The sequence below is a fragment of the Microbacterium sp. Root553 genome (assembly GCF_001426995.1).
In the GTDB taxonomy this organism is placed as follows: Bacteria; Actinomycetota; Actinomycetes; order Actinomycetales; family Microbacteriaceae; genus Microbacterium.
Genome location: NZ_LMFY01000003.1, coordinates 1 through 25,102 on the forward strand (window position 1 = coordinate 1; position 25,102 = coordinate 25,102).

General features: G+C 69.9%; 24 protein-coding genes and 1 rRNA gene. 14 read left to right on the plus strand and 11 right to left on the minus strand.

Features of this window, described 5'->3' with window-relative positions; genetic code table 11:
• Positions 1-91 (plus strand): 5S ribosomal RNA (gene rrf / locus ASD43_RS15655); the annotation flags it as partial.
• Positions 92-191: 100 nt separating this feature from the next.
• Here the strand turns inward: rrf and ASD43_RS15660 are convergent.
• From ASD43_RS15660 to ASD43_RS15680, 5 genes are all read right to left on the minus strand, one after another.
• Positions 192-1,127: a sensor histidine kinase gene (locus tag ASD43_RS15660; RefSeq protein ID WP_056420571.1), complete on the minus strand. Its 936-nt coding sequence runs from the start codon at positions 1,125-1,127 to the stop codon at positions 192-194.
• The gene (locus ASD43_RS15665; protein WP_056421141.1) at positions 1,124-1,837 is read right to left on the minus strand and encodes a response regulator transcription factor; all 714 of its coding nucleotides are present in this window, start codon (positions 1,835-1,837) and stop codon (positions 1,124-1,126) included. The genes ASD43_RS15660 and ASD43_RS15665 overlap by 4 nt, the downstream gene beginning before the upstream one ends.
• 9 nt (positions 1,838-1,846) lie before the next feature.
• On the minus strand, positions 1,847-2,407 hold the full coding sequence (locus ASD43_RS15670; RefSeq protein WP_056420574.1) for a DUF3060 domain-containing protein: 561 nt from the start codon (positions 2,405-2,407) through the stop codon (positions 1,847-1,849).
• A gap of 61 nt (positions 2,408-2,468) precedes the next feature.
• Positions 2,469-3,692, minus strand: a complete 1,224-nt coding sequence (locus tag ASD43_RS17570) for an OmpA family protein (protein WP_056420577.1) — start codon at positions 3,690-3,692, stop codon at positions 2,469-2,471.
• A gap of 133 nt (positions 3,693-3,825) precedes the next feature.
• Positions 3,826-4,596 (minus strand): IclR family transcriptional regulator, encoded by a 771-nt coding sequence (locus ASD43_RS15680; protein ID WP_442922237.1) that lies wholly within the window; start codon positions 4,594-4,596, stop codon positions 3,826-3,828.
• 58 nt (positions 4,597-4,654) lie between these two features.
• On the opposite strand from ASD43_RS15680, the gene hutH reads away from it, so the two are divergent.
• Genes hutH through ASD43_RS15700 form a run of 4 tightly spaced genes read left to right on the plus strand, consistent with a single transcriptional unit; the run spans position 4,655 to position 9,963 of the window.
• Positions 4,655-6,211, plus strand: coding sequence for a histidine ammonia-lyase (gene hutH / locus ASD43_RS15685; protein WP_056420582.1), 1,557 nt, complete (start codon positions 4,655-4,657; stop codon positions 6,209-6,211).
• A complete protein-coding gene (gene hutU / locus ASD43_RS15690; protein WP_056420585.1) occupies positions 6,208-7,860 on the plus strand; it encodes a urocanate hydratase in 1,653 nt (550 codons plus the stop codon). Before hutH ends, hutU begins: the two co-directional genes overlap by 4 nt.
• Positions 7,857-9,077, plus strand: a complete 1,221-nt coding sequence (hutI, locus tag ASD43_RS15695) for an imidazolonepropionase (RefSeq protein ID WP_056420588.1) — start codon at positions 7,857-7,859, stop codon at positions 9,075-9,077. The genes hutU and hutI overlap by 4 nt, the downstream gene beginning before the upstream one ends.
• The gene (locus tag ASD43_RS15700) at positions 9,058-9,963 is read left to right on the plus strand and encodes an arginase family protein (RefSeq protein ID WP_056420599.1); all 906 of its coding nucleotides are present in this window, start codon (positions 9,058-9,060) and stop codon (positions 9,961-9,963) included. The genes hutI and ASD43_RS15700 overlap by 20 nt, the downstream gene beginning before the upstream one ends.
• Before the next feature lie 41 nt (positions 9,964-10,004).
• Here the strand turns inward: ASD43_RS15700 and ASD43_RS15705 are convergent, their stop codons facing one another.
• The 3 genes from ASD43_RS15705 to ASD43_RS15715 all read right to left on the minus strand — a co-directional run bounded on the left by ASD43_RS15705 (position 10,005) and on the right by ASD43_RS15715 (position 12,648).
• On the minus strand, positions 10,005-10,409 hold the full coding sequence (locus ASD43_RS15705) for a hypothetical protein (RefSeq protein WP_056420602.1): 405 nt from the start codon (positions 10,407-10,409) through the stop codon (positions 10,005-10,007).
• Entirely contained in the window at positions 10,406-11,047 is a 642-nt protein-coding gene (locus ASD43_RS15710; RefSeq protein WP_056420603.1) for a hypothetical protein, read from the minus strand. Before ASD43_RS15710 ends, ASD43_RS15705 begins: the two co-directional genes overlap by 4 nt.
• A 323-nt stretch (positions 11,048-11,370) precedes the next feature.
• On the minus strand, positions 11,371-12,648 hold the full coding sequence (locus tag ASD43_RS15715; RefSeq protein ID WP_056420606.1) for a DUF445 domain-containing protein: 1,278 nt from the start codon (positions 12,646-12,648) through the stop codon (positions 11,371-11,373).
• Between the two features lie 127 nt (positions 12,649-12,775).
• On the opposite strand from ASD43_RS15715, the gene ASD43_RS15720 reads away from it, so the two are divergent.
• The 3 genes from ASD43_RS15720 to ASD43_RS15730 are packed head-to-tail and all read left to right on the plus strand — an operon-like array spanning position 12,776 to position 13,767.
• On the plus strand, positions 12,776-13,051 hold the full coding sequence (locus ASD43_RS15720; protein WP_056421150.1) for a type II toxin-antitoxin system prevent-host-death family antitoxin: 276 nt from the start codon (positions 12,776-12,778) through the stop codon (positions 13,049-13,051).
• Between the two features lie 3 nt (positions 13,052-13,054).
• Positions 13,055-13,465: a type II toxin-antitoxin system VapC family toxin gene (locus ASD43_RS15725; protein WP_056420609.1), complete on the plus strand. Its 411-nt coding sequence runs from the start codon at positions 13,055-13,057 to the stop codon at positions 13,463-13,465.
• A gap of 29 nt (positions 13,466-13,494) precedes the next feature.
• Positions 13,495-13,767, plus strand: coding sequence for a metal-sensitive transcriptional regulator (locus ASD43_RS15730; RefSeq protein WP_056420612.1), 273 nt, complete (start codon positions 13,495-13,497; stop codon positions 13,765-13,767).
• 18 nt (positions 13,768-13,785) lie between these two features.
• Here ASD43_RS15730 and ASD43_RS15735 read toward each other — a convergent pair whose 3' ends face one another.
• Positions 13,786-15,333: an amino acid permease gene (locus ASD43_RS15735; protein WP_056420615.1), complete on the minus strand. Its 1,548-nt coding sequence runs from the start codon at positions 15,331-15,333 to the stop codon at positions 13,786-13,788.
• A 156-nt stretch (positions 15,334-15,489) separates the two neighbouring features.
• On the opposite strand from ASD43_RS15735, the gene ASD43_RS15740 reads away from it, so the two are divergent.
• The 5 genes from ASD43_RS15740 to ASD43_RS15760 are packed head-to-tail and all read left to right on the plus strand — an operon-like array spanning position 15,490 to position 20,522.
• Positions 15,490-16,845, plus strand: a complete 1,356-nt coding sequence (locus ASD43_RS15740; RefSeq protein ID WP_056420625.1) for a glutamine synthetase family protein — start codon at positions 15,490-15,492, stop codon at positions 16,843-16,845.
• A complete protein-coding gene (locus tag ASD43_RS15745) occupies positions 16,826-17,578 on the plus strand; it encodes a gamma-glutamyl-gamma-aminobutyrate hydrolase family protein (protein WP_056420634.1) in 753 nt (250 codons plus the stop codon). Before ASD43_RS15740 ends, ASD43_RS15745 begins: the two co-directional genes overlap by 20 nt.
• Positions 17,575-18,933: an aldehyde dehydrogenase family protein gene (locus tag ASD43_RS15750; RefSeq protein WP_056420637.1), complete on the plus strand. Its 1,359-nt coding sequence runs from the start codon at positions 17,575-17,577 to the stop codon at positions 18,931-18,933. Before ASD43_RS15745 ends, ASD43_RS15750 begins: the two co-directional genes overlap by 4 nt.
• Before the next feature lie 46 nt (positions 18,934-18,979).
• Positions 18,980-19,759 carry a 3-oxoacyl-ACP reductase gene (locus tag ASD43_RS15755; protein ID WP_056420640.1) on the plus strand — a complete coding sequence of 260 codons (780 nt, stop codon included), beginning with the start codon at positions 18,980-18,982 and terminating at the stop codon, positions 19,757-19,759.
• 34 nt (positions 19,760-19,793) lie between these two features.
• Positions 19,794-20,522, plus strand: a complete 729-nt coding sequence (locus ASD43_RS15760; RefSeq protein WP_056420643.1) for a FadR/GntR family transcriptional regulator — start codon at positions 19,794-19,796, stop codon at positions 20,520-20,522.
• 21 nt (positions 20,523-20,543) lie between these two features.
• Here the strand turns inward: ASD43_RS15760 and ASD43_RS15765 are convergent, their stop codons facing one another.
• Together ASD43_RS15765 and ASD43_RS15770 are read right to left on the minus strand one after the other, a co-directional pair.
• The gene (locus ASD43_RS15765) at positions 20,544-21,932 is read right to left on the minus strand and encodes an aspartate aminotransferase family protein (RefSeq protein ID WP_056420649.1); all 1,389 of its coding nucleotides are present in this window, start codon (positions 21,930-21,932) and stop codon (positions 20,544-20,546) included.
• A 14-nt stretch (positions 21,933-21,946) separates the two neighbouring features.
• Positions 21,947-23,431 carry a CoA-acylating methylmalonate-semialdehyde dehydrogenase gene (locus ASD43_RS15770; protein WP_056420652.1) on the minus strand — a complete coding sequence of 495 codons (1,485 nt, stop codon included), beginning with the start codon at positions 23,429-23,431 and terminating at the stop codon, positions 21,947-21,949.
• Between the two features lie 98 nt (positions 23,432-23,529).
• Between ASD43_RS15770 and ASD43_RS15775 the strand changes: the two genes are divergently transcribed.
• Positions 23,530-25,068 (plus strand): PucR family transcriptional regulator, encoded by a 1,539-nt coding sequence (locus ASD43_RS15775; RefSeq protein ID WP_056420653.1) that lies wholly within the window; start codon positions 23,530-23,532, stop codon positions 25,066-25,068.
• Positions 25,069-25,102 lie beyond the last annotated feature (34 nt).

Here is a 25,102-nt window from a genome sequence, read left to right on the forward strand (position 1 = left end):
GCCCGGTTACATTCCGAACCCGGAAGCTAAGCCTCACAGCGCCGATGGTACTGCAGGGGGGACCCTGTGGGAGAGTAGGACACCGCCGGACTTCTTTTATACAGAAAAGCCACCCAATGTTGGGTGGCTTTTCTGCGTTAACGTGCGCGCATCGGTAGCGGTCTACCGTGTTCGCGCACCGGGCACTGCGCTCAGTGCGTGGGCTGCAGCGGGAGTCGCAACGTCACCAGGCTGCCCGCACCCTCGGCGGAGCGGATGGAGACGTCCCCGCCATGAAGCCGCATCACGGTCGTCACCAGTGAGAGTCCGATGCCGGAACCGCTCACATCACGCGCGTTCTGTGCGCGCGCCAGCTCGTCGAAGACGAGGGGGAGCTCGGCCGCGGGGATTCCCCGGCCGGCATCCGCCACCTCGATGAGAGCCCACCCCTCGTGCTCGCGCAGGCGCACCTCGATGGGCCCCGAGGCCGAGTACTTCGCTGCGTTGGTCAGCACGTTGTCGACCGCCAGCGACACGAGGTCGAGGTCGAGGGCGAGCGGAGGCACGGCCCACGGGACGCGGGTCACCGACAGCGTCACCCGACCTCGCGCCGCAGGCTGCTGGTCGACGAGTGCCTCGATGGCCTCGTTCAGCACATCTTCGAGCACGACCGTCTCGGTCTCGAGCGGCCTGCTCTCGAGCTCTGCGAGCTTGCGCAGATCGCGCACGAGGGTGCTGAGCTTCGTCGCCTGCAGGTCCACCGTGCGCCACGCGTCCCGGTCGTCGCCGTCCTGCGCGGCGACAGCGGTCGCGCGGATCGCGGTGAGCGGGTTCTTCAGCTCATGGTCGAGCCGCGCAAGGAACCGACGGTGCTCGGCGCGCGCCTGAGATGCGGCGGCCTGTGCGGAGGTGGCGCGCGATTCCTCGAGCCGGGCGTTCCTGCGCGCTCGGCCGCGGCGTGCCAGCAGCAGGGACAGCGGCACTGCCGAGACCATGGCCCCGCCGATGGCCACACCGGCCGGGAGCGCGAGGTCGATCGCCAGGATCCTCGGGTCGCCGGCGAGGAGCATGCTGCCGGCCACGGCCGCGCACGCGACGATCGGCACCGCCGTGAGAATCCCGAGGGCGACGTCGGGCGCCCGCGTCATACTGCGCTCACTCTCGCGGCGAACTGGTACCCCATGCTCTGCGCCGTCTCGATGAGGCGTGTCTCGGCATGATTGTCGCCCAGTGCTCGACGCAGTTCCGCGATGCGGTGATCCACCGCGCGGCTCGACGTCGCGAACTCGAAGCCCCACAGCGTCGACAGCAGCCGCTCCCGGGAATGGACCTCCTGCGGATGCAGCATCAGGTACTCCAGAAGCATGAACGCCTTCGGCGTCAGCGAGACCTCGTCGGCTCCGCGCCAGACGCGGCGCGCCGTGCGGTCGAGCGTCAGAGTGCCCGCCTGCAATCGGGCCGCTGCCCGCAGCGACCCTGCGCCCTGGGCGGTCCGTCGCAGCACCGCTCTGATGCGCGAGATGAGCTCGTGAGGATCGAAGGGCTTGTTGAGATAGTCATCGGCACCCTCGTCGAGTGCCGCGCTGCGCTCCCAGGACTCGCCGACCTGGGTGAGCAGGATGATCGGCAACCACAGCTGTCGCGCTCTGATCTGGCGCACGAACTCCCTGCCGTCGACGTGCGGCATCAGCACATCGCAGACGACGAGATCGGGAACGTCGCGCGCCACCTCGAGGAGGCCGATCCTTCCGTCCTGGGCGACGCGCACGTCGAAGCCGCTGCGATCGAGGAACGCGGCGAGGGCGTCGGTGATGGCCGCGTCATCGTCGACGAGGAGGATCCGGGGGCGCTCGGCGATGTCCACCGGTCAGCCCTTCTTCAGTGTGTTCGCGGAACCGCGGTCGTCGACGGTGGGGGTCGCGCCTTCCCAGAAGATCGAGCTCGCGCTGCCCGTCACGGTGATCGCGTCCACCTCGCGGACGTACACCACCGTGCCGCTGCCGGAGAGCGTCACCGCTCCCACGTCGTCGGCGATCACCACGCCCGCGTCGATCTCGATCACGAGGTCGGCACACGGCCCCTCCACCCGGATCACCGCGCCGTCGGACGTCAGGGGATCGGTCGGGCACGGCATCGTCGTCGTGGCCGCGTCGCTCAATCGCGCTCGTTCGGCCTGCCCCGCGGCGCTCAGTCCCGCGTCGGCGGAGGGGCGCGAGCCGGCGGACGGCTCGGGGTCCGGCGACGGGTCCGGAGACGAGTCGGGCGACGGGGCGTCGTCCGACGGGGAACCGGCCTCCGACGGCGATGAGGCCGTCGCGGATGAGGCGGACGGCTGCGTCGGGTCGACGATGTCGACAGAGCATCCGCTCAGAACCACGACGAGCAGCAATGCCGTCAGCGGGGCGGAGGTCGCAGTGGTGCGGCGCATGCACATATCCTCTCGTGCCCGACGGCGTTCATGATGTTCTGCGGAACAGAATGTCGGCGGGTCAGAACGCTGCGGGGATGAAGATCTCCACCCGACGGTTGAGCTGACGTCCGGCCGGGTTGTCGACGCCGTCGATCTCGTTCGCAGCGACGGGCCGCGTCTCGCCGAAGCCCTCGGCGCTGAGCGACGTCGTCACACCGCGCCCCTCGAGCCCGTCGACGACCGACTCGGCACGAGCTTCGGAGAGCGTCTGATTCTCGGCGTCCGTGCCGATCGCGTCGGTGTGGCCACTGACGTGCGCCTCGGACACATCGAGAGTCGTGAACACGCGGGCCACCGCATCGAGCGTCGCTGCGGCGTCCGGACGGATCTCGCTGCGGTCGAAGTCGAACAGGACGCCGTCTTCGAAGGTCAGCGTCGTGCCGCACGACTCGAGCGGGGCGAGGGCGCCGAGGGGCGGGAACACCCCGAGTTCCGGTACCGGCGGCAGCGGTTCGGCATCGAGCAGCTGGCCGCCCACCCGCGCCGTGCCGTCGCCGAAGTTCTGGATGGTGATGTCGCCGTCGGTGTAGTTCCCGGATCCGTCGCCGAAGTTCTGGATGGTGGTCTCGCCGTCGGTGTAGTTCCCGGATCCGTCGCCGAAGTTCTGGATGGTGGTCTCGCCGTCGGTGTAGTTCCCCGAGCCGTCGCCGAAGATCTGCACGGTCTTCGATGCATCCGTGTAGTTTCCTGCGCCGTCGCCGAAGTTCTGGATCGTGACGGTGCCGTCGGTGTAGGTACCCGCGCCGTCGCCGAAGTTCTGGATCGTCACGCCGTTGATCGTGGAGGTGCCCGACCCGTCGCCGAAGTTCTGTACGGAGCCGTCGGGTCCCGTGAAGGCCCCGGAGCCGTCGCCGTACAGATACGCGGTGCCGTTGCCCGAGATCACGGTGCCGTCGGCATCGCAGTGGGCCGGCGTCGCGACGACTCCCGGGATGCCGACGAGAGCCGCGTTGACCTCGATCGTGAAGGCCGACGCCGAGGAGTCGAGCAGCGACAGATCGGGGAGCACGAACAGGGGGATCGGCGGGAACTGCCCCACGTCGTACCCCGAGACGGTGAGCGCGGACGGGCCGGTGCTCGTGGGCGCCGGCGTGGATGCGGCGGGCGCGGCCGTCGACGGCGCCGGAGTGCCGGAGGGCTCCGCAGCGCATCCGGACAGGATCAGAGCGGCCGCACTTCCGAGCGCGAGACCGAGGGCGAGGCCACGGCGGATGCGGTGCGGAGCGCGGGGTGTCGAGGTCATGCTTCGAGAGTAGTCAGCGGATGTCGCGGCCGTGTCGCGCCGATGTCGCAACTCTGCGACACGGAGAGGCTCTGCGACGCAGAGAGGCTCTGCGACACGGAGAGGCTCTGCGCGACACTCGCTGCCCGTGTGCTCACCGCGCCATGCGCGCTTCGAGAGCGGAAGCCGTGTCACGCACCGCTGCGGCCAGCACGCCCTCATCGAGATCGCCGCCTGCCCAGGTGACCGCGACGGCCGCGAGGGGCCATCCCGTGCGATCGCTCACGACAGCCCCGACGCTGCGGAGGCCGTCGGCGACCTCGCTGTCCTCCGTCGCATATCCGCGTGCGCGCACGGTGCGCAGCAGTTCCCGGAGGGCGCTCGGCGTGCGCGGCCCGAGGCCCGTGCGATCGGGGAACGCGGAGGCGCTCGGGTACAGCGCACGCACCTGCTCGCGGGGGAGGGCGGCGAGCATGGCGCGGCCCGACGCCGTGAGGTGCGCGGGAAGACGCACGCCCACGTCGGTGATCAGGGCCTGACGACGCGGCGCCCTCTCTTCGACGATGTAGAGGACGTCGCCGCCGCTCATGACCGCGAGGTGCGCGCTCTCGCCGAGGCGGTCCGAGAGGGCGGCGATGAGCGGGCGACCCAGGCGGGCGAGCGGCTGCTGGCGGGCATAGCCGCCCGCGAGCTCGAACGCAGAGGTGCCGAGACTCCAGCGCCTCTCCTCTCTCAGGTGCAGGACGAAGCCGTGCGCGGCCAGGGTGGTGAGCAGGTGGTAGACGGTCGACCGGGGGAGGGCGAGTTCGCGGGCGATCGCCGAGGCGGCGACAGGGGCAGGACGTCCGGCCAGATGGCGCAGGATGCGCAGGGTGTTGTCCGCCGCCGGCACCTGGCGGGCGGCATCCGAGTTGTCTGGGATCACAGACAAAGGATGTCATGATCGGGTATCGCATGCACCGTCGCCGGTGTGGAATCGAGATATGAGTGAATTGACCCCTGCACGAGACGGCGATGCGATCCTCGTCGGCGATGCGCCCCTCAGCCGCGCCGACGTCGTCTCGGTCGCCCGGCACGGCGCGCCCGTCGCGCTCAGCCCCGCCGCCCTCGATCGGGTGGCCGAGACGCGTGGTGTGATCGACGCGTTGGCCGCCGATCCGCATCCGCATTACGGCGTCTCGACCGGTTTCGGGGCGCTCGCGACCACGTTCATCGCTCCCGACCGGCGACTGCAGCTGCAGGCGAGCCTGATCCGCTCGCACGCCGCGGGCACAGGTGCCGACGTGGAGCGCGAGGTCGTCCGCGGCCTGCAGCTGCTGCGCCTGCAGACGCTGGCCTCCGGGCGCACCGGCGTGCGACCGGTGGTCGTCGAGACCTACGCGGCGCTCCTCAACGAGGGGATCACCCCCGTCGTGCGCGAGTACGGGTCGCTCGGATGCTCGGGCGATCTCGCCCCGCTCGCCCACATCGCGCTCGCCACGATGGGGGAGGGAGAGGTGCGGGACGCGGCGGGAGCGCTCGTCCCCGCGGCCGATGCGCTCGCCGCCGCCGGGATCACTCCTCTCACGCTCGTCGAGAAGGAAGGGCTGGCGCTCATCAACGGCACCGACGGCATGCTCGGGATGCTGGTGCTCGCGCTCCACGATCTCGAGACGCTGCTGCTGACCGCCGACATGGCGGCGGCGATGTCGGTGGAGTCGCAGCTGGGCACGGATGCGGTCTTCGCGGCCGACCTCATGGCGCTGCGCCCGCAGCGGGGTCAGGCGGAATCGGCCGAGAACCTGCGGTCGTTCCTCGGCGACTCGCCCCTCGTGCACAGCCACAAGGGCCCGGAGGACGGACGCGTGCAGGACGCCTACTCGCTGCGCTGCTCACCGCAGGTGCACGGCACCGCCCGCGACACGGTGGGCTACGCCTCGATGATCGCCGACCGCGAGCTGTGGAGCGTGATCGACAATCCCGTGATCACCCTCGACGGTCGCATCGAGTCGAACGGCAACTTCCACGGTGCACCCGTGGCGGCCGTCCTCGACTTCCTCGCGATCTCCGTCGCCGACGTCGCCTCGGTCTCGGAGCGACGAACGGATCGCGCTCTCGATCCCGCCCGCAATCACGGTCTGCCGCCGTTCCTCGCCGATGAGGTCGGCGTGGACTCCGGTCTGATGATCGCGCAGTACGCGGCGGCCGGCATCGTCTCCGAGCTCAAGCGCCTCGCCGTCCCGGCATCCGTCGACTCCATCCCGTCGTCGGCGATGCAGGAGGATCACGTCTCGATGGGATGGGCGGCCGCCCGCAAGCTGCGCCGTGCCGTCGACGGACTGGGTCGCGTGCTGGCGATCGAGATCCTCACCGGAGCGCGCGCTCTCGACCTCCGTGCGCCGCTGCAGGCGGGACCGGCGACCGGCGCCGTCCGCGACCTCGTGCGCACGGTCGCCGCAGGGCCCGGCCCCGATCGATACCTCTCACCCGACATGGAGGCCGTGACCGCGCTCGTGCAGTCCGGCGCCGTCGCCCGCATCGCGAAGGAGCACGCGAAATGACCACGACCCACAGGAACGTCCGCGCCGCGCGCGGCAACCAGCGCACCGCCAAGAGCTGGGGTGCGGAAGCCGCCAAGCGCATGCTCATGAACAACCTCGACCCCGAGGTCGCCGAGCATCCCGATGAGCTCGTCGTATACGGCGGGACGGGCAAGGCCGCGCGCAGCTGGGAGGCGTACGACGCGATCGTGCGCACGCTCGACGAGCTGGAGCCGGATGAGACCCTGCTCGTGCAGTCCGGCAAGCCCGTCGCCGTCTTCCGCACGCACGAGTGGGCGCCCCGGGTTCTCATCGCGAACTCCAATCTCGTCGGGGACTGGGCGACGTGGCCCGAGTTCCGCAAGCTCGAAGAGCTCGGTCTCATCATGTACGGCCAGATGACCGCGGGATCGTGGATCTACATCGGCACCCAGGGGATCCTGCAGGGGACCTACGAGACCTTCTCGGCGGTCGCCCGTTCCCTCGGCCGTGACTCGCTGAAGGGCACGTTGACCCTGACCGGGGGCGCCGGAGGCATGGGCGGTGCGCAGCCGCTCGCCGTCACCCTCAACGACGGCGTCGTCCTCATCGTCGATGTCGACGAGTCCCGCCTCGCGCGGCGTGTGGAGCACGGCTACCTCGACGAGTACACGACGGATCTCGACGCCGCGGTGGCTCGGGTCGTCGCCGCGAAGGACGCCGGGGAGGCGCTCTCCGTGGGTGTCGTGGGCAACGCGGCCGAGGTCTTCCCCGAGCTGCTGCATCGCGGGGTGCCGATCGACATCGTCACCGACCAGACGAGCGCGCACGACCCGCTCGCCTACCTGCCGGTGGGCACCTCGGTCGCGGACTGGAAGGCTGAGGCCGAGCGGGACGCGGAGGAGTTCACCCGCCGCTCGCGCCAGTCGATGGCCCAGCACGTCGCGGCGATGGTCGCGTTCCAGGATGCGGGGGCCGCGGTGTTCGACTACGGCAACTCGATCCGCGCCGAGGCGCAGCTCGGCGGGTTCGACCGCGCGTTCGACTTCCCCGGTTTCGTGCCGGCCTACATCCGTCCGCAGTTCGAGGAGGGGCGCGGGCCCTTCCGCTGGGCGGCGCTCTCGGGCGACCCCGAGGACATCTACAAGACCGACCGTGCCATCGCCGAGCTCTTCCCCGACGACACGGCGCTGCATCGGTGGCTGGAGAAGGCGGGCGAGAAGGTGCATTTCGAGGGCCTGCCCGCACGGATCTGCTGGCTCGGCTACAAGGAGCGCCACCTCGCCGGACTCAAGTTCAACGAGATGGTCGCCTCGGGGGAGCTCTCGGCGCCCATCGTGATCGGGCGCGATCATCTCGACTCCGGATCCGTCGCCTCGCCGTACCGTGAGACCGAGTCCATGAAGGACGGGTCCGATGCGATCGCCGACTGGCCGCTGCTGAACGCACTGCTCAACACGGCATCCGGGGCCTCGTGGGTGTCGCTGCACCACGGCGGCGGTGTGGGGATCGGACGCTCGATCCACGCCGGCCAGGTGTCGGTGGCCGACGGGTCCGCGCTCGCCGCGGAGAAGCTGGAGCGGGTGCTGACCAACGACCCGGGAACCGGTGTCATGCGGCACGTCGACGCCGGCTACGAGCACGCACGTGATGTCGCCCGTGAGCGCGGGCTGAACGTGCCGATGCTGTGAGCACCTCGCTGATCACGAACATCGGCGAGCTGACGACCAACGTCGGCTCGCCGGACGGCGACCGCGTCGGCACGCGTCTCGATGCGGCCGTGCTGATCGACGGCGGACGGATCGCCTGGGTCGGATCGGCGGATGCTGCACCCGGGGCCGACGAGATCGTCGACGCCGGCGGCCGCGCGGTCATCCCCGGCTTCGTCGACAGTCACAGCCACCTCGTGTTCGGGGGCGATCGGGCCGCCGAGTTCGAGGCGCGGATGGCCGGGCAGAGGTATGCCGCGGGCGGCATCCGCTCCACGGTCGCCGCGACGAGAGCGGCGAGCGACGACGAGCTCCGCGCCCGTCTGCGCGGCTTCGTCGACGAGCTTCTCGCGCAGGGCACGACGACAATCGAGGTCAAGAGCGGCTACGGGCTGAGCGTCGCGGACGAGGAGCGTCTCGTCCGGCTCGCCGCCGAGGTCACCCCCGAGGTCACTTTTCTCGGAGCTCACGTGGTGCCCGCGGAGTACGCCGACCGCGCCGACGAGTACGTCGATCTGGTGACGGGGCCGATGCTCGACGCCTGCGCGCCGCACTCGAGGTGGATCGACGTGTTCTGCGAGACCGGCGCGTTCTCGGTCGTGCAGTCGCGGCGCGTGCTCGAGGCGGGCATCGCGAAGGGCCTCATGCCACGAGTGCACGCCAGCCAGCTCGGCCCGGGCGACGGCGTGCGCCTCGCCGTCGAGCTCGGTGCGGCGTCGATCGATCACGGCACCTACCTGACCGACGACGACATCGCCGCGCTCGCCGCCTCCGACACCGTGCTCACGCTGCTGCCCGGGGTCGAGTTCTCGACGCGCCAGCCGTACCCGAATGGGCGTCGACTGATCGATGCGGGTGTCACCGTGGCCCTCGCGTGCGACACGAACCCGGGCTCGAGCTTCACCTCGTCGATGCCGTTCTGCATCGCGATTGCAGTACGCGACATGGGCATGACACCTGCCGAGGCGGTGTGGGCGGCGACAGCCGGAGGAGCGCGGGCCTTGCGTCGCGACGACGTCGGCGCGATCACGCCGGGCGCACGGGCAGACCTCGTGCTGCTGGGCGCGCCCACACGCATCCACCTGGCATACCGACCTGGCGTCCCGCTGGTCGATCGGGTGTGGAAGGACGGTGCTGCGGTCTACGCGGCATCCGGAATCGCACGAGGAACGGATATCCATGGCTCTCTCGCACGATGACCTGTGGCCGCGTGCCGGATCCTGGCCGGCCTTCTCGGTCGGTGCCTGCGCGGATGCCGTGCTCGTCGGCGTTCCCACCTGGCGCACCTCGCTCTCGCCGACCGGCGCGCACGCGACCCCCGCGGCGATCCGTGACGCGCTGACCCGGTACAGCGCCACGCTCATGGGGCCGCCCGTCGTCGACCTCGCTGGGGCGCTGCGCGTGCTCGACGCCGGTGATGTCGTCGAGCCGGACGGCGACGCGGGGATCGCTGCGAGCGTCGCGCGCGTGCACGAACTCGCGGAGTCCGCCCGTCTCGTGATCGCTCTCGGCGGCGACAACGCTCTGACCTATCCGGTCGCACGGGGCGCACGGGCCACCGGGTTGATCACGATCGATGCCCATTTCGACCTGCGCGACGGGGTGTCGAACGGGTCGCCGGTGCGGCGCCTGGTGGAGGACGCCCCGGAGGGCGAGCGGATCGACCCGACGAGGATCGTCCAGATCGGGATCGCGGACTTCGCGAACTCCGCGGCCTACGCCGCACGAGCCGCCGAGTGGGGCATCCGCGTGATCACGCTCGACGAGGTCAGGCGCCGGGGCATCGACGATGTGGTCGCCGAAGCGACGAGCATCGCAGGAAGCGGCGCGGACGCCCGCATCCATCTCGATGTCGACGTCGACGCGGCCGACCGCGCCGCGGCACCGGGGTGCCCCGCGAGCGTGCCCGGGGGCTTCGCGGCGTGGGAGCTGCGCGCCCTCGTCCGCTCGATCGTCGCGGATGCGCGCGTCGCGAGCGCTGACATCGCCGAGGTCGACGCGACCGCCGACACCGATGACATGCGTACGGTCAGGCTCGCCGCGCTCTGCGTGCTCGAGATGCTCGCGGGCCTCGCCGCGCGCTGAGGGCCTCTCAGTCGCGGAGCGTCCACGACGCTCGGCGCGGCTCAGAAGAACAGCATGGCCTTGTACGCGATGATCGACGAGACCACGGCGAGAACGATGATGAGCCCCGTCGCAGCCAGCGGCACCACCCAGACCTTCGGGCGGCGGCGCAGCAGGATGATGAGCGCCATGCTCGCGAGCTGGATGATCCCGGCGGCGATCATGAAACCTTGGAAGTTGTAGCCGAGGAGGTCCCAATCGCAGTTCGGCGCGCAAGCCGGGGTCGAGATCCCGAGGAATCCCACCCAGAACACCGCTGCCATCGCGGCGAGGAGTTGAACGCTCCACGCGACGAGGCTCGCCCAGTACTCGGGGGCCGGTCGAGGCCGGAGTCCGAGGCCGATGGCGGTTGCGATCCCGAGTGCCAGCAGAGCGATCAGCGCGGCCGCACGGAAGAGCGCGATCATCTGCCGGTTCTCCCACGCGGCGTTCCAGGCCGTCGAGGCCGACGCAACCCCGGGCCCGCGGTGGTCTCGACTGCGCTCGCGCGGATGGTCGACGCGGCGAGCAGCCCCACAGCCGGGATGATGTTGAGGCTCAGCCCTGGCTGCAGAACGGCCGCGACGATCAGCAGAATCGTCGCCACGATCCCCAGAATCCACGAGAGCGGTTCCGTCGGCACAAGGCTCAACAGGCCCAAGGCGACGCCGAGCACGCTGACGAGCGCTGCAGGGCCGAGCGCCTCCAGCCAGTACTCGGCGCCCGTCATGGGTGCGTACTGATCCTGAACATTCGTCGCCGACCCGTACCAGGTCAGCCCGAGCACCCACGCGGCGGAAACGGCTGCGAGAATCACGAGCGCCGGACGCGCCTGTCGAGAGGGGCGGACGAGCAGAGCGATGAGGCAACCGGAGAGCACGACAGTGAGCCACCCGATGGCGAGGATGCCTGCGATGCCGAGGTACCCGATCCCGTCGCTGCAGGTCCAGGTCCCCGCTCCCTCAGAGCCCGGGGGCTGCATCCCGCAGTTGTGGTGCAACTGGTCCCGCACGAGATCCACGGCGGAGCCCGCGAGGACGAAGGCGATGATGCCGCTGGCCAGCACAGCGAGTCCTGCGACGACTTGCTGCCGAGTACCCCGACTCGCTCGTCGTCGATCTGGACGGGGGGATGCGACAGCGGCGGCCATAGGTGAGGACCCTAGCAACTGCACCTGATGCGCGTGGCGCTGGGATCCTCGTGTTCGGGCCCGGTCTCAGAGGTCGGCAGCCCTGTTCAGCTCTGCGAGTCTTTCGCCCGGGGTCCCCGTGAGCGTCACGATCGGCGGCGCATCACCGGCGCGTTCGAGGTCGTATGCGCGGCGCGGAAGTCGGAGACCAGCGTGCTCTTGCCGCTCGCATGAGTGCCCGACACGACGATGTGCACGACTCAGACCCCGGGGATCAGCAGATGGGCGATCGCGAAGATCGCGAGGCCCGCGAGGGCGCCGACGAAGGTGCCGTTCAGGCGGATGTACTGCAGGTCGCGGCCGACCATGAGCTCGATCTTCTCGGTGGTCTCTACCGGGTCCCAGCGCTCGACGGTGTCGGTGATGATCGACGCGATGTCGTGGCGGTAGCGGTCGACGAGGAACACCGCGGCGTCCGACACCCAGGTGTCGACACGGTGCTGCAGCGCGGCATCCGTCGTCAGCCTGTCGCCGACCTCCTGCAGAGCCTGCGCCGCACGCACGCGCAGCCCGCTCTCGGGGTCGGCGAGAGCGGTGAGCAGTCCGTTCTTCGCGGTGTTCCAGGCCTCGGCGGCGAGGGCGCCGACTCGGGGACTGTCGAACAGCGACGACTTCGCGTTCTCGAGCTTCTCGCGCGTCGCCGGGTCGTTCTGGAGGCTGTCGGCGAGGCGCGCGAGGTACCCGTCGACGGCGATGCGCGCCGGATGCGTCGGGTCGGCCTGCACCGCGCGGACGAACTTGACCGCCTCGTTGTAGGCGGTGTCGTCGACGAATCGATGCGCGAGCTTCGGCACCCAGCCGGGCACCCGACGGGAGATGAGTCCCGAGAACGACTCTGCGTTGGCGTCCAGCCACCGGGCGATGCTGTCGGCGGCGAGGTCGACGGCACCGTGGTGGGCGTCGGCCTCGACGATCTTCTCGAGCCAGGTGCCGGCCGGCGGACCCCACTCGGGCGAGACGAGGTGCTCGCGGGCGAGGTCGGTGATGAGGTCGCGCACGTCGTCGTCGCTGAGCGCGTTGAGCACGGCCGTCGCGATGGTCGCGCCCTCGGCCGCCACCCGCTCGGCGTGGGCGGGGTCGCGCAGCCACTCGCCTCCGCGTTTCGCGATCTCGGTGCTGGCGAGCTTGGTGCGCACCACGCTGCCTTCGAGGAAGTTGGTCTCGACGAACTCGCCGAGCGTGCGTCCGATCTCGTCCTTGCGGCTGGGGATGATCGCGGTGTGCGGGATGGGCAAGCCGAGCGGACGGCGGAACAGCGCGGTCACGGCGAACCAGTCGGCGAGGGCACCGACCATTCCGCCCTCCGCAGCGGCCCGCACATAGCCCAGCCACGGCTGCCGCTCCTGCAGCGCGAACGCGATCACGAACACGACCGCCATGAAGATCAGCGCGCCGAGGGCCACGGCCTTCATGCGGCGCAGGGCACGCAGGCGTTCCTGATCGGCGGGAGAGAGGAGAGCCCTCGGTGTGCGCGGCATGACGTCATCCTTTCACGCGGGCAGTGGCGAGAGCCCGGGCTCTCGGAATCCGCGCTCCGTCGTGCCGGACCTCGGGCGCTGTGTAGTACCATCACTACATTCCGAATCGAGGTGCATCGTGTTCACCATGACCGCTCGTGAGTTCAACCAGTCCGTGGCGCGGGCGCAGCGCGTCGCCGATGATCAGCCCGTGATGATCACGAAGCGCGGCGAGCCCGCGTACGTGCTGCTCTCGATCGACGAATACGACCGGCTCGCCCCGGCCCGGCCCCGGTCGATTCTCGAATTCCTCGCGATGTCGGCGGAAGACCTCGCAGGCGACGACGGCGAGTTCGATCGCATCATCGACGAGGTCGTCGCCGACAGGAAGAAGGACCTCGGTCGTCCTCCGATCGAGTTCTGACCGATGTACCTGATCGACACGAACACGTTCTCCGAGGCGAGGCGCGCAACAGGCCTCGGCGCCGCCGCGCGCTCCTGGATGGAGAGCGGTGTACCGGAGTCGATCCATATGAGCGCGATCACGGACTACGAGCTGGAGCTCGGCGTCCTCGCACTTCAGCGTCGCGATCCGCGTCAGGCGCTCGCTCTGCGACGGTGGCTGGACACGCTCCGCCTCGGGCTCGGCTCCCGCATCCTTCCCGTCTCGCCGGAGATCGCGCGTACGTGCGCCGCTCTCAACGTGCCGGATCGTCGTCCGTGGGCAGACGCGCTCATCGCCGCCACAGCTCTGCACCACGGGCTGACGCTCGTCACCCGCAATGAGAAGGACTTCGCCATCCCCGGCCTCGCCGTCGTCAATCCGTTCTCGGGCTGACGACGGTCGGGGCCGAGTACCCTCGAAGCGTGATCGAAGACATCAAGAAGCGCGCGCTGCATCGCACCAGCATCCTCGAGGGGCAGATGCGCGGAGTCGCGCGGATGATCGAGAGCGAGGAGTACTGCATGGACATCATCACGCAGTCCCGCGCGATCCAGCGGTCCCTCGAATCCCTGAATCGACTGCTGCTCGAGAATCACCTGCGCACGCACGTCACGCACATGTTCGAGGAGGGCGGGGAGGAGCGCGACAAGGCGGTCGACGAACTGCTCAAGGCGTTCGACTTCGACCGCAGGTAGCGGCCTCCCCGGCCCCGCTCACGTGCGGCCGTCGAACACCTCGCCCTCCATGGCGTCGTAGCCCTCGGACTGCGGGTCGCCGTGCGACCCGCCCGACAGGGCGTACTCCTCTTCCGGCGAGAGCACCAGGCGGTGCCGGAAGAACAGTCCGAATCCGAGCAGGATGATCGCGTAGACGATCGCGATCGCGATGATCGCGGGGCCGAAGGTCGGGTTGAGCAGGAATCCGACGAAGATCAGCGCGGCGATCACGAGGGCGATCACGGCACCCGGGATGCCCCACGGGCTGACATACGGGCGATCGACGTTCGGGAACTTCTTGCGCAGGATGATGAACGACACCAGCTGGAGTCCGTAGGCGACGACCGCGCCCCACACGGCGATGTTCAGCACGATCGCACCGGCCACCGTTCCGGCACCCTCCGAGTCGACAGCGGTGAGCACGTCGAGCACGATCAGGGCGACGAAGCCGATCGCTGCGCCGACGGTGAGCGCGACCCACGGGGTCTGGCGCTTACCGGTGAGCGAGAGGAAGCGCGGGTAGTACCCGGCCCGGGAGAGCGAGTACATGTTGCGCCCGTAGGCGAACATGATGCCCTGCAGCGATGCCAGCAGGCCGATCAGCGCGAAGAGCGCGAGCACGGCGGCGAGCTGATCGCCCACGATCGCGCGGAAGCCGTCGAGCAGGGGTTCGCCCGCCGTTCCGGTCGCCTCGGCGCCGATCACTCCGGTGTTGAGGAACAGCACCAGCAGTCCGGTGACGATGAGGGTGCCGCGGGCCCAGAATCCCGCCTTCGGGATGTCCCGGGTGGGGTTGTGCGACTCCTCCGCGGCGAGCGGCAGCTCCTCGATGCCGAGGAAGAACCACATCGCGAACGGCAGCGCGAACAGGATCGGCAGGACGCCGTGCGGGAGGAACGCGGTCTGGCCCTCGTCGGGGACGATGTCCCACAGGGCATCCCACGAGAACGCCCCCGAGAACAGGGCCATGGCGGAGAAGACGAGGATGATGCCGATCGAGATCACCGAGACGACGATCGCGAACCGGAAAGAGATCGCGGCGCCCGCGGAGTTCAGCGCGATGAAGACCACGTAGAGAATGAGGTACCAGACCCAGCCGGGGAGTTCGAGTCCCAGCAGCTCGCTGGTGATGCCGTTCGCATACGACGCCGAGAAGTAGACGATCACCGCCGTGGTGGCGACGTACTCGATGGTCTCGGCCGCACCGGTGACGAGGCCGCCCCAGGGGCCCATGGCCGAGCGGGCGAACGAGTAGGCGCCGCCGGTGTGCGGCATCGCCGCCGCCATCTCGCCGATCGCGAAGATCATTCCGTAGTACATCGCGACGAGGATGGCGAAGGCGATGAGCATCCCGCCGAAGCCCGCGAAGTCGATGCCGAAGTTCCACCCGGAGAAGTCTCCCGAGATCACGGCGGCGACGGCGAGTCCCCACAGCCCCCAGACGCCGGCGGAGCGCTTCAGGGTGCGCTTCTCGAAATAGTCGCTCCCGGCCCGTGTATAGGTCGCTCCGGCAACCTTGCGAGATTCACTGCTGTGCTCAGACATCCGCTCTCCGTTCGCATGCATGCAGGCGCCGGGTGCACCTTGCGGACGATTGTGACAGTCAATGGTGGTTTCGTCTACCTTTAGACCGAGAGTTGATCTACTCTGAGGGCGAAGCCGGTCGGCCGACCGCTTCACCGCACGAGAACGGAGCGTCAGATGTCGGGCAACCTGAGCATCGAACAGCTGGATGCCGGCATCGCCGCCGGCGAGATCGACACGGTGATCGTGGCCTTCGCTGACGCCCAGGGGCGACTGGTCGGCAAGCGGGTGTCGGCGCGGCTGTTCCAGGACGACATCCTGTCGCACGGTGCGGAGGCCTGCGACTACCTGCTCTCGGTCGATGTCGACATGAACACGGTCGACGGCTACGCGATGTCGGGCTGGGACCGCGGGTACGGCGACATGGTCCTCAAGCCCGACGTCGAGACGATGCGCGACATCCCTTGGCTGGCCGGCACGGCGCTGGTCATGGCCGACCTGGTCTGGCAGAACGGCGAGCCGGTCGGCCCTTCTCCCCGTGCGATCCTCGACCGCCAGCGCGACCGCCTCGCCGAGCGCGGCTGGACGGCGTACGCGGGCACCGAGCTGGAGTTCATCGTCTTCGACGACACCTATCGCGAGGCCTGGGCGCGCAGGTACGAGGGGCTGACTCCCGCGACCGACTACAACGTCGACTACAACCTGCTCGCCTCCACGCGCATGGAGCCCCTGCTGCGTGACATCCGCAACAGCATGGACGGGGCGGGGCTGTACTGCGAGGGGGTCAAGGGCGAGTGCAACTTCGGGCAGCAGGAGATCGCGTTCCGCTACGCGGAGGTGCGCGAGACCGCCGACCAGCACGCGATCTACAAGAACGGTGCGAAGGAGATCGCCGAGCAGCACGGCAAGGCGCTCACCTTCATGGCGAAGTTCAACGAGCGCGAAGGCAACAGCTGCCACATCCATCTGTCGCTGCGCGACGAGTCGGGTGCCCCGGTCATGGCCGGCGACGGCGAGCACGGGTTCAGCCCGGTCATGGAGCACTGGATCGCCGGCATCCTGGCCACGCTCCGCGAGTTCACGCTGTTGTTCGCCCCGAACATCAACTCCTACAAGCGTTTCGCCAAGGGCAGCTTCGCCCCGACGGGCGTGGCATGGGGCATCGACAACCGCACCTGCGCGCTGCGCGTGGTCGGCTCCGGCTCGGGACTCCGGGTCGAGAACCGCGTGCCGGGCGGAGACGTGAACCCCTACCTCGCCATCTCGGCGATCATCGCAGGCGGGCTGCACGGCATCGAGAATGAGCTGCCCCTGCCGGAGCGGTTCACCGGCAACGCCTACGAGGATGCGGTCGACCACCTGCCCACGACGTTACGCGAAGCCGCGAGGCTGTTCAGCGAGTCGACGATCGCACGGCAGGCGTTCGGCGACGATGTCGTCGAGCACTACCTGAACCAGGCGCGCATCGAGGTCGAGGCCTACGACGCGGCCGTCACCGACTGGGAGCGCATCCGTGGCTTCGAGCGCCTCTGACCCCGGGCCGCTGATCGGCGTCACCACCTATCTGGAGAGGGCGCAGCAGGGGGTGTGGGATGTGCGGGCGGCGTTCCTCCCCGAGCAGTACCTCACGAGCGTGACCTCCTCCGGTGGCATCGCTCTTCTCCTCCCTCCGCAGGATCCGGATGCCGCGGACGCGGCGATCTCCGGCATGGACGGTCTCGTGCTCTCCGGCGGAGCGGACGTCGCCCCCGAGCTGTACGGGGAGGACCGGCATCCGCTCACCGACCCCGCCCGCGTCGACCGCGACGCGTGGGAGCTCGCGCTGTTCCGCGCCGCGGAGCGGCGGGGCATCCCGGTGCTGGCGATCTGCCGCGGCCTGCAGCTCGTGAACGTCGCGCGAGGCGGCAGTCTCCAGCAGCACCTGCCCGAATCGCTCGGTACCGAGAAGTACCGCATCGGCGGCGGCGTCTTCGCCGAGAACGACGTGAGGGTCTCGAACGAGACGCCATTCGCAGAGATCATCGGCGAGACCGAGATGCGCGTGCACAGCTACCACCACCAGGGAGTGGACCGTCTCGGCGACGGGCTCGTGGCGGCCGCGCACTCCGACGACGGACTCGTGCAGGCGTTCGTCGACACGTCGGCCGGACACATCGTCGGCGTCCAATGGCACCCGGAGGAGAACGCCGAGGACCGACGTCTCTTCACCGATCTCGTCTCACAGGCCCGTGCGTTCGCCGCACGGCGGAAGGAGGACGCCCGATGAGCGCGTTCACAGTCATCAACCCCTCGACCGGAACGGCGATCCGCGACGTCGCGCGCGCCGACATCGGCCAGACGGATGCCGCCATCGCCCGAGCCGTCGCGGCGCAGCGCCGGTGGGCGGCGCTCGCCCCGGTCGCCCGCGCCGACGCGCTGCGAGCGTTCGCGCGCACGGTCGAGGGGGCAGCCGAGGAGCTCGCACAGCTCGAGGTGCTGAACTCCGGGCACCCGATCGGCTCCGCGCGCTGGGAGGCGGGTCACGTCGCCCAGGTGCTCAACTACTATTCCGCCGACCCCGAGCGTCTCTCGGGGCGGCAGATCCCGGTGGCCGGCGGGCTCGACGTCACCTTCCACGACCCGTACGGCGTGGTCGGGGTCATCGTTCCGTGGAACTTCCCCATGACGATCGCCGCGTGGGCGTTCGCGCCCGCGCTCGCCGCGGGCAACGCCGTGGTGCTCAAGCCCGCAGAGCTCACGCCGCTGACCGCGATCCGGCTCGGAGAGCTCGCCCTCGAAGCGGGCCTGCCCGAGGGGCTGTTCGAGGTCGTCACCGGTTCGGGGTCGGTCGTCGGACAGCGGCTCGTCGAGCACCCCCATGTCCGCAAGGTCGTGTTCACCGGGTCGACCGAGGTCGGCATCGAGGTCGCCGCCGGGTGCGCGCGGGCGCTCAAGCCGGTGACTCTCGAGCTCGGTGGCAAGAGCGCGAACATCGTGTTCGACGACGCCGACCTCGAGAGGGCGGCTGCGGCCGTGCCGGGTTCGGTGTTCGACAACGCGGGCCAGGACTGCTGTGCCCGCAGCCGGCTGCTCGTGCAGCGTTCGGTGTACGACCGGTTCCTCGAGCTGCTCGAACCGGCGGTCGCCGCCTGGCGGGTCGGCGACCCGTCGAGCAGCGACACCGACATGGGGCCGCTCATCTCGGCCGCGCATCGCGACACTGTGGCGGGATTCCTCGACGGCGCGGACATCGCCTTCCGCGGCAGCGCACCCGAGGGCGACGGCTTCTGGTTCGCCCCGGCCGTGGTGCTCGCCGATCCGGACGACCGGATCGCCCAGCAGGAGGTCTTCGGGCCCGTGGTCGCCGTGATGCCGTTCGACGACGAGGCCGACGCGATCCGGCTCGCCAACGACACCGTCTACGGTCTCGCGGGCTCACTCTGGACCGAGAACCTGGGCCGCGGGGTGCGGGTGTCTCGCGCGGTGCAGAGCGGCGTGCTCTCGGTCAACTCGCACTCCTCGGTGCGGTACGCGACGCCGTTCGGCGGCATGAAGGCCTCGGGCCTCGGGCGAGAGCTCGGACCGGACGCCGCCGAGCACTTCACCGAGACCAAGAACGTCTTCTTCGCGACCGACGACTGATCACGCACACAGATTTCCGCATCCCCACCCTGCATCGGAGAAACACATGAGCATCGATCTGACCCAGCGACTCAAGGACCGCGTCGCCATCATCACGGGAGGGGCGAGCGGGATCGGCTTCGCCACCGCCCAGCGCTTCGCAGCCGAGGGGGCGTTCGTCGTCATCGCCGACGTCGATCCCGCCACGGGAGAAGCGGCCGCAGCAGACGTGGGCGGCGTGTTCCGCCCGGTCGACGTCGCCGACGAGGAGAAGGTGAACACGCTGTTCGACGGCGTGGCCGCCGAGTTCGGCCGCATCGACATCGCGTTCAACAACGCGGGGATCTCGCCGGCGGAAGACGACTCGATCGAGACGACCGAGCTGCCGGCCTGGGACCGGGTGCAGGACGTCAACCTCAAGAGCGTGTACCTCTGCAGCCGGGCGGCACTCCGCCACATGGTGCCTGCGGGCCGAGGGTCGATCATCAACACGGCCTCGTTCGTCGCCCTGCTCGGATCGGCCACCTCGCAGATCAGCTACACGGCGTCGAAGGGCGGCGTGCTCGCGATGTCGCGCGAGCTCGGCGTGCAGTTCGCCCGTCAGGGAGTGCGCGTGAACGCCCTGTGCCCCGGGCCCGTGAACACCCCGCTGCTGCAGGAGCTGTTCGCGAAGGACCCCGAGCGCGCGCAGCGACGCCTCGTGCATGTGCCGATGGGACGCTTTGCGGAGCCGTCCGAGCTCGCGGCGGCCGTGGCCTTCCTCGCCTCGGACGACTCCTCGTTCATCACCGCCAGCGCCTTCGTCGTCGACGGCGGCATCACCAACGCCTACGTCACCCCGCTGTGAAGCGGGATCATGTCGCTGTGACAGTGTGAAGGACATGAGCGAGCACCTTCCCGACGGCGATCTCGTCGAGGTGCGCCGGGCCGTCTACCGGCCGCTGCGACGGGGCAATGCGCTCGAGGACGCGGTCGCTCGCCTCGTCCAGACGATCCGCCTCGGCGTGGTCGCGCCGGGGGAGTCGCTGCCGCCGGAGCGCGAGCTCGCGGCATCCTTCGGCGTCAGCCGCGACACCGTCCGTGAAGCGATCCGCGAACTCGCCGACACCGGGTACCTGGTGCCCAAGAGGGGTCGGTACGGCGGCACGTTCGTCGCCGACCCGCTGCCCCATCCCTCGGATGCCGGGGCCGTGACCGCCACCGAGGTCGACGACGTGCTCGGCCTTCGACGTGTCCTCGAGACCGGCGCAGCCCGTGCGGCTGCCGGACGGTCGCTGGACGCCGCGACCCGCGCCGACCTGTGGGCGCGCCATGAGGCGGCCCTGCCGGCCGGTCCCGAGGAGTACCGGCGCCTCGACACCCTGCTGCACCTCGCGATCGCCGAGGCCGCCGGCATCCCCTCCCTCGTCGCGCTGGTCGCCGAGAACCGGGCCGACGTCAACGCCTGGCTCGACACCTTCCCGCTGATGCCCCGCAACATCCAGCACTCGGGAGAGCAGCACGAGCAGATCGTCTCGGCCATCCTCGCCGGACGGCCCGACGCCGCAGAGGCGGCGATGCGCGATCACCTCGCCGGCTCCGAGTCGCTGCTGCGCGGCTTCCTGGTCTGACGCCGCGCAGCCGCACTCGGATCAGCTGCGGGCGTGCTCGTCGGCGACCGACAGCGCCTCGTCGAGAACCGCCAGACCGCGCACCAGGTCGTCCTCCTCGATCACGAGGGGAGGCGCCACATGCATGCGGTTGAAGTGCGTGAACGGCCAGACGCCGGCCTTCTTCGCCGCCGCGGCGAAGGCGCCCATGGGAGCGGCATCCGCTCCGCTCGCGTTGAACGGCACGAGCGGCTCGCGGGTCTCCTTGTCGCGCACCAGCTCCACTGCCCAGAACAGTCCGCGGCCGCGCACCTCGCCGACGCTCGGGTGGCTGTCGACCCAGTGGCGCAGGGTCGGCTCGACGATGCGCGCGCCGAGGTCGCGCACCCGCTCGAGGATGCCGTCGCGGCGGAACACCTCGAACGTCGCGACACCCGCGGCGCACGCGAGCGGGTGGCCCGAATAGGTCAGTCCGCCGGCGAAGGGCGTGGTGTCGAACGCCTTGGCGATGCGCTCCGAGATCACGACGCCGCCGAGCGGCACGTAGCCCGAGTTCACGCCCTTGGCGAAGGTGATCAGGTCGGGGCGCCCGTCGTACGCGTCGATCCCGAACCATTCCCCCAGGCGCCCGAAGCCGACCATGACCTCGTCGGCGATGTAGACGATGCCGTACCGGTCGCACAGCTCGCGCACTCCGGGCAGGTATCCGGGCGGCGGCACGAGCACGCCGTTCGTGCCGACGACGGTCTCGATGATGATCGCGGCGATGGTCTGCGGTCCTTCGAGCTGGATCGTCTGCTCGAGGTGGGCGAGTGCGCGTTCGGACTCCTGCTCGGGAGTCTCGGCGTGGAACGGGGAGCGGTAGAGGTAGGGGCCGAAGAAGCGCACGGCTCCCGAGTCGGGCGTGCCGTTCGCCCAGCGGCGGGGGTCGCCCGTCAGAGAGATCGCGGTCGCGGTGGACCCGTGATAGCTGCGGTACATCGAGAGCACCTTGTGGCGACCGGTCGACTGACGCGCCATGCGCACCGCGTACTCGTTGGCCTCGGCGCCGCCGTTCGTGAAGAAGACCTTCTCGAACCCCTCGGGCGCGACCTCGACGATGAGCCGGGCGAGCTCGCCCCGCACGTCGTTGGCCATCGCGGGCTGGATCGTCGAGAGACGTCCGGCCTGCTGCTGAATCGCTGCGACCAGATCGGGATGCTGGTGCCCGAGGTTCAGGTTCACCAGCTGGCTCGAGAAGTCGAGGTAGGCGTTGCCGGCGTAGTCCCAGAACGTCGAGCCCTCGCCCGCCGCGACGGGCAGCGGATCGATCAGGCCCTGCGCGCTCCAGGAGTGGAAGACGTGGCCGCGGTCATCCGCTCTCACCTGCGCCTCGGCCTCGGGCGCCGGCAGGGAGTGCGATCCGCCGTGGCGATCGGTGTAGTTCGTCATCGTGGTCGCTCCGGTCAGTGGTTGCTCGGGAAGCCCAGGTCGATCTGCGAGGGCGTGTGGTCGGGCCAGCGGGTGGTGACCACCTTCGACCGAGTGTAGAAGTGCACCGACTCGGGGCCGTAGATGTGCGAGTCGCCGAACAGCGAGTCCTTCCATCCGCCGAACGAGTAGGCGCCGATCGGCACGGGGATCGGCACGTTGACGCCGACCATGCCGACCTCGATGTCGAACTCGTACTGGCGGGCGGTGCCGCCGTCGCGCGTGAAGATCGCGGTGCCGTTGCCGTACGCGTTGGAGTTCACGAGCTCGACCGCGTCGACGTACGTCTCGACGCGCACCACCGAGAGCACCGGGCCGAAGATCTCGTCGTCGTACACCGCCATGCCCGGGGCGACCTGATCGATGAGACTGACCCCGAGGAAGAATCCCTCGGAATCGAACTGTTTCGTCGTGCCGTCGACGACCACCGTCGCGCCCTCGGCCGCAGCCCCCGTCACATACGCGGCGACACGGTCGCGATGCTCGCGGGTGATGAGCGGACCCATCTCGCTCGCGGCATCCGTGCCCGCACCGATCGAGAGGCCGTCGATGCGCGAGGCGATCGCGGCGACCAGGTCGTCGGCGACGTCACCCACCGCGACGAGCACCGAGACCGCCATGCAGCGCTCGCCGGCCGAGCCGTACGCAGCCGAGACGGCGGCGTCCGCCGCGGCGTCGATGTCGGCGTCCGGCATCACGACCATGTGGTTTTTCGCGCCGCCGAGTGCCTGGACGCGCTTGCCGGCATTCGCCGCCCGCTGGTAGATCGAGCGGGCGATGGGGGTCGAGCCCACGAAGCTGATCGCGTTCACGCGCGGCGACTCGAGCAGTGCGTCGACGGCCTCCTTGTCGCCGTGCACGACGTTGAGCACGCCGTCGGGAAGACCGGCCTCCCGGAAGAGCTTCGCGATCCAGACCGACGCCGAAGGGTCCTTCTCGCTCGGCTTGAGCACGACCGTGTTGCCGCACGCGATGGCCGAGGCGACCATCCACAGGGGCACCATCACGGGGAAGTTGAACGGCGTGATCGCGGCGACGACGCCGACCGGCTGCTTGACCGAGTGCACGTCGACCCCGCGGGAGACCTGCTCGCTGCGCTCGCCCTTCAGCAGATGCACGAGACCGGCGGCGAACTCGACGTTCTCGATGCCGCGTGAGACCTCGCCCGCGGCATCCGAGAGCACCTTGCCGTGCTCTGAGGTGACGATCGCCGCGAGCTCGGGGGTGCGCTCCTTGAGCAGCTGGCGCAGACGGAAGAACACATCGGCACGCTTGATCAGGCTCGTCTCGCGCCACGCGGGTGCCGCGGCTGCGGCGGCGGCGATCGCGGAGTCGACCTCGGCGGTCGACGCGAAGGCGACCTGCTTCGACACCTGACCGGTGGCGGGGTCGAAGACCTGGCCGGTGCGAGCCGCCTCGGCGGTCTCCACTCCGTTGATGACGTGACGGACGATGTCCACGGGACTCCTTTGGGGTGTGAGGTCCGTATCGAACACTCTGACCGAGGGGCGATACGCTGGCTTTCTCCAATGATCACAGAGAGCGAGGAGCATCCGCGGTGTCAGAACGTAGCGAGATCGTCCGCGATCGGACAGTTCGTCCGACGGGTGCCGTCTTCCTGACGGTGGCTGATGTGCTCGCAGAGGCTGCGGTGCAGCAGGGCGAACCCGACGTGATCGTCGGCGGTGCCGCACTCGAGGCCGCCGTGCGCTGGGTGCATGTCTCCGACAGTGTCGGGGTCGCCAGGCTGCTCGACGGCGGTGAGCTGCTGCTGACCACAGGGGCGGGGTGGCCGGTCGACGACGCCGAGCTGCGGGACTTCGCGTCGAGCCTGCATCGGGCGGGCATCGCCGGCATCGTGTTCGAGCTGAAGACCGCCCGGCAGGCGGTGCCTCAGCCGGTCGTCGATGTCTGCGCCACGGTGGGGCTGGCCCTCATCGCCCTCACGCACGAGGTCAAGTTCGTCGCCGTGACCGAGGCCGTGCACCATGCGCTGATCGCTGCGCAGACGCAGGCGCTGCGCGAAAGGCAGCGACTGCATGAACTCTTCACCGCGCTGAGCCTGCAGGGGGCCCCCGCCGACGTCGTGGTCTCCGAGACCGCTCGAGCACTCGGAGCCCCGGTCGTGCTCGAGAACCTCGCGCGCGAGGTGATCGCGACTGAGGGGCTCGGGATGCCGATCGCCGAGGTGCTGGAGAATCGTGGCACTGCCGAGACGGTGCCCGTGCAGGCGCGGGGGGCACGCTGGGGCACTCTCCTCGTGCTGCCGGGCCCTGCGCATCCCGCGGGTCGGGTCACGGTGCTCGAGCAGGGCGCGACGGCTCTCGCCTTCGGATGCATCGCCGACGGCGGCGACGCCGAATGGTCGCTGCTCGCTCAGCGTGGGGTCATCGACGATCTGCTCGGCGCGCGCTTCGCGAAGGCCGACGACATCGACGCCCGGCTGCGCGCCGGAGGGTTCGCGCTCCGAGGCCGCCGCTGCCACGGGATCGTGGCACGCGGCAACGGCTCGATCAGCGAGCTCGCCTACCGTGCGCGACAGGCCGGATTCGCCGTGATGGCGGCCCGCGTCGACCGAGACGACATGGCGCTGCTGTCGGTACCCGCATCCGCCGGGCTGTCCGACGAGGTTCTGCTGCGCATCGCCGGTCCCGACCGTGCCGTCTTCGTGGGACCGGTCGCCGACGACGTGATCGGTCTGCTCGGCTCCCTGCGTGCGGCGCGCGACCTGGCCGACAGCGATCGGGCCGATGCGGGTGCCCGTGTGCGCCGCGTCGACGATCGCCCGCTCGAGCGGCTCGTCGCCACGCTGCGTGACGACCACCGACTGCACGAGCACAGCGAGCGGATGCTGGCGCCTGTCGTGGCGTACGATCGCGAGCGCCGCGGCGATCTGCTCGACGTGCTGGCCGCCCTCGTCGCCCACCCCGGCAACCGTTCCGCGGCAGCTGCGGCGAGTCACCTGTCGCGATCGGTCTTCTACCAGCGGCTCACTCTGATCGGTGATCTGCTGGGCGCCGACCTCGATGATGGCGAGACGATCGCGGCACTCCACCTGGCTCTTCTGGCGCGCCGCCGCACCTCACGGCCGGCCTGACGCCCCCGGCCTGACGCCACCGGCCCCGTCCGTT